The organism is Blautia sp. HCP3S3_G3, assembly GCF_052063365.1.
In the GTDB taxonomy this organism is placed as follows: Bacteria; Bacillota; Clostridia; order Lachnospirales; family Lachnospiraceae; genus Blautia_A.
In genome coordinates this window covers 333,056-345,960 of the sequence record NZ_JBQHXR010000002.1, presented here as the reverse complement: position 1 = coordinate 345,960, position 12,905 = coordinate 333,056, and the positions used below count along the sequence as shown (strand labels likewise).

Below are 12,905 nucleotides of genomic sequence, written 5' to 3'. Positions count from 1 at the left end.
TGGAAGTACGGTAACGTATGGAGCTGACTGCTACTAATCGGTCGAGGGCTTGTCCAAAAGCAAGGTTAAGAGATTTTCAGGGAAATGTCAGACATGTATGTAGTTTTGAAGGTGCGAATCTTCTAAAATGTGATTGGAAATAATTGTTTTTATTTCTTCATATTTCTTTATATTTCTTTATATCATAAAGGGGATTGGTCAAATGGTATGATAGGGGTCTCCAAAACCTTTGGTGGGAGTTCGATTCTCTCATCCCCTGTTTAGTCTTGGAAATTTAGATTTCTGAGACTTTTTTTTTGGAAAAAATGAATTAAAAGTGATTTTGGGAATTGCCAATTTTTATGTTGCCAAGTATATATTAATTTGCGTAAGGAATGGGATTTGAAATGGTTTATTTTGAAGGGGAATTATGATATAATTAAACATTAATAAATGTTATGAAAAGGAAATGAAATATGATAATGCTATTTTACGAGGTGAAAGAACTGGGATGAAAAAAATTAAAAAATACATTAGAAAAATGCAATCACTATTTATGATGACATGGTATATTATATTTTTTAATAAACCATATTTAAAAGAGAAGTGGATACTTATCGACTCAAAAAACGGAAAAGATCTTGGCAGCAATCTTTTACGCATTGCTGAAGAATTATCACATAATCCGTCTTATCGTAGTTTTTGTATTTTTATATCTTGCAATAAGGATAAAAAAACAGAGATTAAAGATATGTTGCAGCAATATGAGATTCATGGTGTCAAGATTATTAAAGAAGGTGGTTTGAGATATTCGCAAGTGATAGCAATGGCTAAGTACTTATTTACAGATACTTCATTTGCGCTGTGGTATACTAAAAAAGAAGGACAGATAATTACAAATACCTGGCATGGAACTCCATTAAAGATGATGGGACGAGATGTAGGCAACAGGGCTTTTGATATGGGAAATGTTCAAAAAAGCCATTTGATTGCTGATTATCTTCTTTATCCAAGCAATTATATGAAAGATATTATGACTTCCGCATACTTTCTGAATAATTTATATCAGGGAAAGATTTTGTGTTCCGGATATCCCAGAAATTCTGTTTTTTTTGATAAAAACAGAAGCAAAGATATACGAAAAAAACTAGGATTACAGGATAAGCGGCTTTATAGTTATATGCCAACTTGGCGTGGCGTATTAAAACAAATTGATTCAGAGAAGAATACAAATCAAGTTGAATACTTTTTTGTTCTTCTTGACAAGATGCTGAGTGATGATGAGATTTTTTTTGTAAGGCTTCATCCTTTTATTAATAATACAATTGATTATTCAATTTATAAACATATAAAGCCGTTTCCAAAAGGATATGAGCCATATGACATTTTAAATATATGTGACTGCATGGTTACAGATTACTCTAGTGTAATGTTCGATTATGCAAATTCCGGTAATAAGATTATTTTATTTGTTTATGATCGGGAAGTGTATATGGATGAGCGTGGGGTTTATGTATCTATGGATACTTTTCCGTTTCCTCAGGTACGCAGAGTCGAGGATCTTTTGCGTGAAATGAGAAGTCCGAAAGAATATGATGACAGAGAGTTTCTTGCAAAGTATTGTACCTTTGATGAGAAAGGTACTGCTGAGAAATTATGTCGGCATATCATAATGGGTGAGAAGATTTACGAAGAAATACAAGTATCAGATAATGGAAGAGATAATGTCCTGATTTATAGTGGAAATCTTGCAAAAAATGGGCTTACTACTGCATTATTAAATCTTCTTGCTAACATTGATCTTGAAAAAAGGAATTATTATGTAACGTTTCAATCGGCATCTTTGCGTAAATTTCCGGAACGAGTTGGTCGTATTCCAAAGACTCTGGGGTTCATTCCGATTTCTTCAAATCAGCAGAAAACCGTGGGAGAAATGATTGCTTCAGTATTGTATTATTCAAAAAATTATTCAAATTCATGGATTAAAAATAAATTGGATCGGTATTATAAACGGTATTATCAGAGTAATTTTGGACATTGTTCATTTAGTCATGTAATACATTACGCCGGATATGAAAAAGATATTATAAATATGTTTGGACAGGCATTCTGTAAAAAGATCATTTTTGTTCATAATGATATGGTTCGAGAAATTAAATCTAAAGGTAATCAGCATGAGTTAAGCTTAAGGAGAGCTTATCATGACTATGATAAAGTGGTTCCTGTTACACAGGATATTGTAGCATCTACATTGGAATTAGGAAAGAATGAAAAAAATATTGATATTGTAAACAATTGTCATGATTATCAGCTTGTAAAAACAAGAGCACTGCAGGATATTTGTTTTCAAGAAGAGACAGAGAGTAATGTGGGGGTTAATACTTTAAAAGTAATTCTTGATAGTAAGTCTAGAAAATTTATTACGATTGGCCGTTTTTCAGAGGAAAAAGGACATCGTATGTTAATGGAAGCATTTGATAAATATTACAATGATAATCCTGATAGTTATCTTATTATTATTGGTGGATATGGGAAACTTTATGAAAAGACAGTTGCTGAGGCTGAAATGCTTTCGTCACGAAATCAGATTATTATTATCAAATCTCTTGAGAATCCCATGCCAATTTTGAAACAATGTGATTTATTTATTCTCTCTTCACTTTATGAGGGACTTGGACTTGTTTTACTGGAAGCAGATACTTTGGGAATTCCGGTTATCTCTACAGATATCGTGGGTCCAAGTGGTTTTATGAAAGAGCATGGAGGATATTTAGTAACGCCGGATATTGAGGGGATTTATCAGGGAATGAAGGCGTTTGACAGAGGAGAAGTAAAGCCAATGCATGTTGATTATGAAAAATACAACAGGAATGCAGTTCAGCAGTTTGAGGAAATGTTTGAAGGAGAATCTTGACATGAAAATTGGAATTATAACCTTTCACAGTGCTCATAATTATGGTGCAGTTCTTCAGGCATGGTCTTTGCAGAAATATCTGCGGCAGCAGGGGCACGAAGCAGAGATTATTAATCTCCGTTTGCCGGTGATTGATAATTTATATCGTTTAACATATAAAAGTAATAAGCATGTATGTAACATAGATATTGTGAATAAATTTGTGAATCATTCTTTGTATCAGTTACGATGTGTGTATCACTGTTGGAAAAATCCAGGAAAAAGAGAAAAGTATACAAAATTTGAACGATTTATAAATAAAGAGCTACCTGTTACAAGAGAGTTTCTTTCTTATGATGAACTTATGGCAGCAAACCTTCAATATGATGCATTGATTGCCGGCAGTGATCAGATTTGGAACGGGACAATGATGAAAGACATCAGTCCGGCATATTTCTTACAGTTTGCAAATAGGGATGCGCTGCGTATTTCGTATGCTGCAAGTATCGGAACAGATAAAATTCCAGAAGAATATCAAATGATTTTTGACAGATATTTAAGAGATTTTGATGCTATTTCTGTTCGTGAGAAAAAGGCAAAAGAACAAGTTATGAATCATACGGAAAAGGAAGTAAGAGTTGTTTCTGATCCAACATTTCTTTTGCAGAAAGAGGATTTTGAAAAAATAGCGAAAAAATCCAGATTCTCGGGAAAATACATTTATGTTCACAATGTACATTTGAAGAGATATGATGATGCCTTATATGGTGTGGCTGAAGAATTACAGCGTCGTTTGGGAATACCAGTCGTGCATAATTGGAAAAAGAAAATTTTTGCGAATGAAAAGGGGCATTTTACAGGCGGCATAGAGGAGTTTCTTGGAATTATTTCTGGTGCAGAGTATATTGTTACAAATTCTTTTCATTGTACGGTGTTTGCAATCATTTTTCATAAAAACTTTATAACAGTTCCTCATTATCTGCATCCGGATCGTATGAAAAATCTTCTGGAAGAACTTGGTATTTCAGAACATTTGATAGATAATCGAAAGAACTTTCCTAAGAAAATAGATTTTTTGAATATCGATTATGCTGCGGTAGATGTCAGGAAAGAGAAGATGGGACTTGAGGCCCGGAAGTTTTTAACAGATGCATTGTCGTGTGTAAAGAAAAAAGATGACAGGATATATTTTGAGTGTAATGATAAATTTCGGTGTTATGGCTGCAGTGCATGTAAGGATATCTGTCCTGCCGATGCAATTTATATGAAAGAAGATTCAGAAGGTTTTTTATATCCTGTAGTTAGGGAAAATTGCTGTATTCATTGTGGAAAATGCCGAGAAGTTTGTATTTATCATAATAATGACGTTTTTAATTTATCAAAACCAGGATACCCGGTTGTTTATACATCCTATAATAAAGACGAGAATGTACAGAATGTAAGTACTAGTGGTGGTGTTTTTACTGCTATGTATCACAGTATTCTGAGAGACAACGGCGTTGTGGTGGGAGTAGGTTATGATGATTCAATGAACGTCGTTTATGATCTTGGAATAAACGATGAAGAATGTGCGAAGTTCAGAGGAGCTAAGTATGTCTTTGCAGATTGTAATGATATCAAGAAAAAAGCCAGAAAATTGCTTCAGGATGGTAAAAAAGTTTTATTTACCGGAACTCCCTGTCAAATTGCTGGATTAAAGAGATTTCTTGGAAAAGAGTACGAAAACCTCATTACAGTAGATAATATTTGTAATGGGGGAGGTTCTCCGAAAGTATTCCGAAAGTATTGTGATTTTTTGCAAAACAGTTATAAATCTAAAATCATCAAATTTGAATTTCATAATAAATTTAAAGGTGCTGACCATCCATTTGTTGTAACGGAATATGAATCTGGTAGCATTGATGTGGAACGTGCTGAAAAAAACAACTTTAGTTATGCTGTAAAAAAGGGATATATCCAGAGACCAATGTGTTATAATTGTGAGTTTGTTGGAAAAGAATGTGGTGTAGCAGATATAACAGTAGGAAACTATCTGGGAACTGATACTCAAAATATGAACTTTGGAAATAATAGAGGTGTATCGGTAATAAAAATAAACACTGCAAAGGGAGAAAAGTTTTTTGAAACATGGAAAACTGAATTGGTACTTCGAGAAAATACTTATGAGGAAGCTTATGAGAATAATAGTAAGCATATGATGCCAATGCCTGGAATTAGAATGAGAATTTTGAATAATATTGATGAGAAACCGGTAGATGACTTGTTATTAACGTTTAACAGGACAAAAAAAGGTGGTATTAAAGGAATTTAGGAGGGAATAATAATGAAACGTGTTATCACATATGGTACTTTTGATTTATTGCATTATGGACATATAAATTTATTGCGCCGTGCCAAACAGCAGGGAGATTATCTCATTGTAGCCTTGTCTACAGATGAATTTAACTGGAATGAAAAACAGAAGAAGTGTTATTTTTCTTATGAAGAACGGAAACAGCTTTTGGAGGCTATCCGATATGTGGATTTGGTAATTCCGGAAGAGAACTGGGAACAAAAACGGACAGATGTGCATGAATATCATGTGGATACGTTTGTAATTGGTGATGATTGGGCTGGAAAGTTTGATTTTTTGAAAGACGAGGGGTGTGAAGTTGTTTATCTTTCCAGGACTCCTGAGATTTCTACAACTCAGATAAAGAAAGATTTAAATAAAAATATTTAGTGCTGCAGAGAGAACATAATTGAGAGGAGAAGAGAAATGGAATTGTTCAAGGATAAGGAACATTGTTGTGGATGCAGAGTGTGTGAACAGATCTGTCCCCAATCTGCGATTACGATGCAAATGGATGAGTGTGGTTTTCTCTATCCAATGATAGACAGTCAGAAATGTATTGATTGTGGATTGTGTCTCAAAAAATGTTCTTTTCAGAATGGGTATAAAAAGCGAAAGGAATTTGAGCCTGCCCGTAGTTATGCTGCAAGACATAAAGAGATGGGTACTATGATGAAGAGCCGTTCCGGTGGTGCCTTTACAGCTGTGTCAGATCAGATTTTAATGTCTGGTGGTGTGGTTTATGGTGCTGGCTATGATTCGGAAGATAGATTATTCAGAGTGATACATAAGAGAGCAGAAACGCAGGAACAGAGAAATGAGTTTCGGGGCTCGAAGTATGTACAAAGTGATTTGGGAGATGTTTTTTGTCAAATAAAGAAAGATCTGGCAGCTGGGAAAAGTGTTTTATTTTCAGGTACGGGATGTCAGGTAGGAGCATTGCATACATATCTTGGAAAAGAATATGATCAGCTGCTGACTGTGGATATTGTTTGCCATGGTGTTCCATCGCCCAAAATATGGGAAGATTTTTTGAAAATGAGGGAACAGGAGAACGGTGGAATTATCACGTCTGTTGATTTTCGGGATAAGGTTCATTATGGGTGGAAAGCGCATCGTGAAACTGTCTGGGTAAATGAGAAACGGATTTCGTCCAGGCTTTATTCAAAACTTTTTTATTTGGATGTGGCGACAAGACCATCCTGTTTTCGATGCATTTATGCCAATAAAAATCGTCCGGGTGATATTACCATAGCAGATTTTTGGGGCCATGAAGATGCTGTTCCAGGCTTTAACGCAGATAATAAAGGTGTATCTCTGGTGATGGTGAATACTCAAAAAGGATATGATATATGGGAAAAAGCAGAGAAAGATATGGAAATAATTGATTGTACGGGATATCCTTTTAGACATACAAATATGAAACGTCCGACAAAACGGCCGGATAATTATGAAGAATTTTGGGAAGATTATCAGCAGTTTGGATTTGATTTTGTTATAAAAAAATACTGTGATTACGAGGTTGGAACAAAAGCACAGGAGATATCCAAAAAAGCAGAAAATCAGACTTTTTTTGGCATTATAAAAAGAAATAAGTATTATTTGAAATTAAAAGCATTATTGAAGAATGTAAAGAAAAGGTTTTTTTGATGATAATAACAGAAAGGTGTATTTGAAATTTGTAATGTAAAACTGCCGCAGCTCTGAGTAGTACGAAAGTATACAGAGGGCTGCGGTAATTTTGGTAATAATGAAAATGGGGCTATTCAGAAAATAAGATCAGAAACGGCTTATGAAAAATGAACTAATTCTGTTAAAGTACTGAAAGAATATCCCATTTCCTCCCATTTTGTCAAAAGATCATCTAATATTTCTGCATTGGTTTGGGATGTGTTGTGAAGAAGGACAATGGCGCCGGGGTGAATACGTCCGATAAGCTTTTCAAATGCTTCTTCATGTGTAGGTTGTTGATCCTGATACCAGTCAACATAAGCAAGACTCCAGAAAAAAGTGTAATATCCCATTTCCTGAGCCATCTGAAGATTTGAAGTATTGTAAATTCCTTGAGGAGGACGATAAAACCTGGTCATGGGTTTTCCTGTAATGGACTGATAAGCTTCTTCCACCTGTTGAAGTTCTTTGGAAAAGGCTTCTTTCGAAGAAATTCGGGACATATCAGGATGAGAAAAAGTATGATTTCCTACGGTGTGACCTTCTTCCGTCATGCGTTTGATCAGTTCCGGCTGGTCAGTGACGAAATTCCCCACAACAAAAAATGTTGCAGAAACCTGATGCTTTTTTAATGCATCCAGAATTGCCGGAGTGTATCCGTTTTCATATCCACAGTCAAATGTGAGGTAAATTACTTTTTCTTCCGTATCTGCTGCATAGTAAGCGTTGTATTTTTTCAAGTCTTCTATTGAAGCGTTGCCGGATGGACGTTTCCCTTTTTCCTGAAAACTAAGTCCCCAGCCGGAAGATTCAGCAGACGTTTCCAAAACTGTGTCTGCATTATTCATGTGAAAAGAAAGTTTGCCAATAATGGAGCCGAGAAGAAAAGCACTTACAAGGATTGCGGGGGTTTTGAGAAAGGATATGTATCTTTTTTGAAAGTTCATATAGACTCCAAATAAGATTTTATTTAATTTTATGGAAGAAAAATAGAAAATATGAAATACAAAAAATAAGAGCCAACAGATCTGATTTTCTGATGGCTCTTTTTAATGTTCATTGTCCAATGGATTTTACCTTCCTTTCGTCAAATTATGATGGATTACTTAAGACTTCATTGGTCCATACCTTCCTTTTTTATTTTGTTATGGGTGAAAAGTTAAGATTTCATTGGAGTGTACCTTCCTTTTTTGATTTTGTTTGAATGAAAAATTAAGATTTCATTGGACCGTACCTCTTTATGTTTATTTTGGAATTTTATAAAACAATTCAGGAAAACAAATGATTTACGTTCTTGGTGGTCCGTACCTCCTGTTATAGTTTATAAATTAAATCTTTATGCTTCTGGTGGTCTGTACCTTCCTTTCTTAAAATTATGAATGTTTACTTATGTTTTCGGTGGCTCCACGCTCCTTTTTATTAATTTTTAGTTCCTTTTGTTTTATGAATATATGATAACAGATAATATATCGTTTGTCAACTATAAAATTTAAAAAAATAAAAATTAATCACATATAAACAGTGAAAATAAAATGAATAATATTAATTGTCTGAAAATAATGAAGAATTTGTAAAATAGAAAATAAGATAAAATAGAAATAAAACAAAATAGAAATAAGATAAAAAAGGAATAAAGAAAATAATTTAGGGGAAATGTAATATCAGGGTTCAAAAATAAATGGACTCGAATTTCAGAATTTTTATCAAGTATTAGGAGGTTAGAATATGCTTCGTTATCTGCCTGTTCGAAAAGTGCACGCAAGACAAGTATTGGATTCCAGAGGCAATCCCACAGTGGAAGTAGAAGTGACTGTTGGGGAAGGCGTGGTAGGAATCGATGGATATACAGCAAGAGCAATAGTTCCCTCCGGTGCATCTACGGGAAAGTTTGAAGCAGTAGAACTTCGGGACGGTGATAAAGGAAACTATGTGGGATTAAGTGTGGAAAAAGCAGTATATAATGTAAATACAAAACTTGCAGAAGCAATCCTGGGAGAGAATGCTTTAAATCAGATGAATATTGATATGTTACTGATCGAGGCTGACGGAACAGAGAATAAGAGCAGTGTGGGAGCAAATGCGACCCTTGGAGTTTCCATGGCTGTGGCAAGGGCAGCTGCTATGGCGCTTCGAATTCCTCTTTACCAGTATCTTGGAGGCTGTCATACATGCCGAATGCCGGTTCCGATGATGAATATCCTGAATGGGGGAAAACATGCGGATAACACCGTGGATTTACAGGAATTTATGATTATGCCTGTTGGTGCTGCAACTTTTCCGGAAGGAATCCGTATGTGTGCAGAGATTTATCAGTTTCTGAAAATTATTTTGAAAGAAAAGAAACTTTCCACCAGTGTGGGTGACGAAGGCGGCTTCGCTCCGGATCTGGCCGAAGCCCGTGATGTTTTGAATCTTATGATGGAGGCTGTAAATCGCGCAGGATATGAACCTGGCAGAGATGTGGGAATTGCGATTGATGCAGCAGCGAGTGAGCTTTATGAGGAAGACAGGGATGTTTATTATTTTCCCGGGGAGAGTGAAATGAAAGGCAGGGAAATTCTGCGGGATTCCCGTGAAATGGTGGAATATTACGAAAAATTGATCGATGAATTTCCAATTGTTTCGATTGAAGATGGACTTCAGGAAGATGACTGGGAAGGCTGGAAGCTTCTTACGGAACGTCTTGGCGGGAGAGTCCAGCTTGTTGGAGATGATCTTTTTGTAACCAATATCAAGCGGTTGAGATGCGGAATCACTCTTGGGGTTGGAAATGCCATTTTGATAAAAGTAAATCAGATCGGGACACTCAGTGAAGCATTGGATGCTGTGGAAATGGCTCACAGAGGTGGATATTCTACCGTGATTTCTCATCGTTCCGGGGAGACAGAAGATTCATTTATTGCAGATCTTGCAGTTGCCGTAGGTGCCGGACAGATTAAAACAGGAGCACCGTGCCGCTCTGACAGAAATGCAAAGTATAATCAGCTGCTTCGGATCCACGAGAAACTGGGAGCATTGTCGGTATATCAGAATCCCTTTATTAGGGAGGATGGCGAATTGCAAGGAAAGAAAAACAGGAAGACTGACAAATGATAAACTAAAATGCTCCTCCTGAAATAAGTTCAGGAGGGCATACGTTACATTCTTTATGGATCAAAAGTTTTTAAATGTAAAAAGTGAGTTCAGAAATGCTGAAAAACAGTTGAAATCCGGCGTTTGCTATGTTACAATAATCTCCAGTTGATTAGGAGGTGTAACGTCAGTGGAGATTCTGAGAATTATTTTAACAGTTATTTTTGCTATAGATTGTGTGGCTCTTACAGCAGTTGTTCTGATGCAGGAGGGCAAACATCAGGGGCTTGGTGCTATTTCCGGTGCTGCTGATTCCTACTGGGGCAAGAATAAAGGACGTTCCATGGAAGGCGGTCTGGTGAAGGCTACTACTATCATGGCGGTGCTGTTTTTTGTGCTGGCAGCTGTGTTGAATCTGAATTTCTGATTTATGGGAAGTATGGAAATCGGAGGAAATCAGAACTGCAGCGGGATAATAATTATCAACGGTAAGGGAAACACTCTTGTATGAACACAAGAGTGTTTTTTACTATGCAGGCACAACGAGAATAAATAATAGCATATGGGATTGTTAGATTTTTCTGCGTTGCCTGAAATTAAGGAGACATAAGGAGACGAAGTGAAAAGAGATAAGACTTTTGAAAAAAGAAAAAAATTTCTTCTGGAACTTTTGGGAGATCCTTTATATAAACCGATGAGGCTTCGCGAAATTGCCTCCCTTCTGAGACTGGAGAAACTGGAAAAAAAGGATTTATATGAAGTTCTGGAATGTCTGGCAGAAGAACAGAAAGTGAAGGTGGATTCCAAGGGACGATATAGTATCATTAAGGGAAAACATGCAAGAAATTCTGAAGACGGCGCAAAACATGGAAAACATGCCGGATATTCTGAGAACAACACAAAACATGCCGGACGTTCCGATGATCACAGGAAACATCGTTATTCATCGAAGAAAGAAGAACGGAACGGGTCAGACAAAGCATACAGGACAGACAGAGAATATGATTATTCGGAGGGGACTGTCAAAGAAGGTATTTTTGTCGGGCATCCCAAAGGATTCGGATTTGTGGAAATAGAAGGCGAAGAGGAAGACATTTTTGTTCCGGAAGAAGATACAGGAACAGCCGTTCATCAGGACCGTGTAAGGGTAAAAATCCATGGAGAAGCAAAAGAAGGAAAACGCCGGGAAGGTGTGATTGTTAAGGTGCTGGAGCGTGGTATGCCGGAGGTCGTGGGAACCTATCAGTCCAATCGGGATTATGGATTTGTGATTTCGGACAATCCCAAATTTTCCAAAGATGTTTTTATTCCGAAAAAAGATTCCAAAGGTGTCAAAAACGGTGATAAAGTCGTTGTAACGATTACGGATTACGGTTCCAAAAATAAAAGTCCGGAAGGAAAAGTAAAAGAAAATCTGGGGAATTGCCGTACTCCGGGAACCGATATTCTGGCAATCGTCAAGAGCTATAATATCCCTGCAGAATTTCCGGAACGTGTGCTGAATCAGGCTATGCGTGTGCCGGATCATGTGCTGGAGGCGGATTTTGACGGAAGACTGGATTTGCGTCAGCTTCAGATTGTTACCATTGACGGAGAAGATGCAAAAGACCTGGATGATGCGATTTCTCTGACAAAAGAGAATGGGATTTATCATCTTGGTGTTCATATAGCAGATGTGAGCAATTATGTACAGGGAGGCAGTGCGCTTGACAGGGAAGCACTCAGGCGCGGAACCAGTGTATATCTGGCTGACCGTGTGATTCCCATGCTTCCTGAGCGGCTGTCCAACGGAATCTGTTCTCTGAATCAGGGGCAGGACCGCCTGACTCTGAGCTGTCTTATGGATATTGATGAGAAGGGGAATGTGGTATCTCATAAAATTGCAGAAACCGTGATCTGTGTAGATGAGCGAATGAGTTATACTGATGTGAAAAATATTCTGGAAGATACAGATCCTGCTGCAAAAGAGAGGTATGCAGCTTTGGTTCCCATGTTTTTCCTGATGAAAGAACTGTCGGCGCTTTTGCGCAGCAGCCGGCACAACAGAGGATCCATTGATTTTGATTTTCCGGAAAGCAAGATTATTTTAAATGAGGCGGGACGGGCTATAGACGTAAAGCCTTATGAGGCAAATGTGGCCACCAGAATTATTGAAGATTTTATGCTGCTTGCCAATGAGACGGTTGCCAGAGAGTACTGCCGGGGAGAGTATCCGTTTGTTTACAGAACGCATGAAAATCCTGATCCGGACAAAGTGGAAAGCCTGCTGACTCTGATCCGGAATCAGGGAATTCAGGTACAGAAAGCTCATGAAGAGATTTCTCCAAAGGAGATTCAGACTATTCTGGAAAGCATTGAAGGTCTGCCGAATGAACCTCTGATCAGCCGGCTTGCCCTGCGTACCATGAAACAGGCAAAATATACGACAGAGTGCAGCGGGCATTTTGGACTTGCAGCAAAATATTACTGTCATTTTACTTCTCCGATCCGTCGGTATCCGGATCTTCAGATTCACAGAATTATTCGGGACAATCTGAGGGGACGTCTGGAGAGAGAAGGAAAGACGGAGCATTACCGGGAAATTCTTGATGAAGTTGCCCGTCAGTCCAGTGTCTGTGAACGCAGGGCTGATGATGCAGAGCGGGAATCCGACAAACTGAAAAAGGCGGAATATATGTCGTATCATCTGGGAGAAGAGTTTGAAGGAATTATTTCCGGAGTTACTGGATGGGGATTTTATGTGGAACTTCCCAATACGGTGGAAGGACTGGTGCATGTCAATACGCTTCGGGATGATTATTACACATTTGACCAGGATACCTACGAACTGCGTGGAGATATGACCGGAAAGTTTTACCGTCTGGGTCAGAAGATCAGGGTGCGCGTGGAGGACGCGGATCCAATGATGAAAACCATTGATTTTGTCATTGCAGACGAAAATGCATAAAGGGAAGCGAG

The 12,905-nt window shown here is 37.5% G+C and carries 8 protein-coding genes and 1 tRNA gene; 8 read left to right on the top strand and 1 reads right to left on the bottom strand.

Annotation, left to right across the window (positions count from 1 at the left end; translation table 11 throughout):
* Positions 1-188: 188 nt before the first annotated feature.
* The 5 genes from ACTNEW_RS05270 (at position 189) to ACTNEW_RS05250 (ending at position 6,854) form a co-directional block, all read left to right on the top strand.
* Positions 189-259: transfer RNA gene (locus ACTNEW_RS05270), tRNA-Trp, on the top strand.
* Between the two features lie 231 nt (positions 260-490).
* A complete protein-coding gene (locus ACTNEW_RS05265) occupies positions 491-2,893 on the top strand; it encodes a CDP-glycerol glycerophosphotransferase family protein (protein WP_441058695.1) in 2,403 nt (800 codons plus the stop codon).
* 1 nt (position 2,894) lies between these two features.
* On the top strand, positions 2,895-5,183 hold the full coding sequence (locus ACTNEW_RS05260) for a polysaccharide pyruvyl transferase family protein (protein ID WP_441058693.1): 2,289 nt from the start codon (positions 2,895-2,897) through the stop codon (positions 5,181-5,183).
* A 12-nt stretch (positions 5,184-5,195) separates the two neighbouring features.
* The gene (gene tagD / locus ACTNEW_RS05255) at positions 5,196-5,594 is read left to right on the top strand and encodes a glycerol-3-phosphate cytidylyltransferase (RefSeq protein ID WP_441058691.1); all 399 of its coding nucleotides are present in this window, start codon (positions 5,196-5,198) and stop codon (positions 5,592-5,594) included.
* Positions 5,595-5,630: 36 nt separating this feature from the next.
* Positions 5,631-6,854 (top strand): Coenzyme F420 hydrogenase/dehydrogenase, beta subunit C-terminal domain, encoded by a 1,224-nt coding sequence (locus ACTNEW_RS05250; protein ID WP_441058689.1) that lies wholly within the window; start codon positions 5,631-5,633, stop codon positions 6,852-6,854.
* A gap of 140 nt (positions 6,855-6,994) precedes the next feature.
* Here the strand turns inward: ACTNEW_RS05250 and ACTNEW_RS05245 are convergent, their stop codons facing one another.
* Entirely contained in the window at positions 6,995-7,822 is an 828-nt protein-coding gene (locus ACTNEW_RS05245) for a delta-lactam-biosynthetic de-N-acetylase (protein ID WP_441058687.1), read from the bottom strand.
* Between the two features lie 778 nt (positions 7,823-8,600).
* Between ACTNEW_RS05245 and eno the strand changes: the two genes are divergently transcribed.
* The 3 genes from eno to rnr all read left to right on the top strand — a co-directional run bounded on the left by eno (position 8,601) and on the right by rnr (position 12,894).
* Positions 8,601-9,968, top strand: a complete 1,368-nt coding sequence (gene eno, locus ACTNEW_RS05240) for a phosphopyruvate hydratase (RefSeq protein ID WP_441058685.1) — start codon at positions 8,601-8,603, stop codon at positions 9,966-9,968.
* Positions 9,969-10,137: 169 nt separating this feature from the next.
* Positions 10,138-10,374 carry a preprotein translocase subunit SecG gene (gene secG / locus ACTNEW_RS05235; protein WP_441058683.1) on the top strand — a complete coding sequence of 79 codons (237 nt, stop codon included), beginning with the start codon at positions 10,138-10,140 and terminating at the stop codon, positions 10,372-10,374.
* A gap of 192 nt (positions 10,375-10,566) precedes the next feature.
* Positions 10,567-12,894, top strand: coding sequence for a ribonuclease R (gene rnr, locus ACTNEW_RS05230; protein ID WP_441058681.1), 2,328 nt, complete (start codon positions 10,567-10,569; stop codon positions 12,892-12,894).
* Positions 12,895-12,905: the final 11 nt, after the last annotated feature.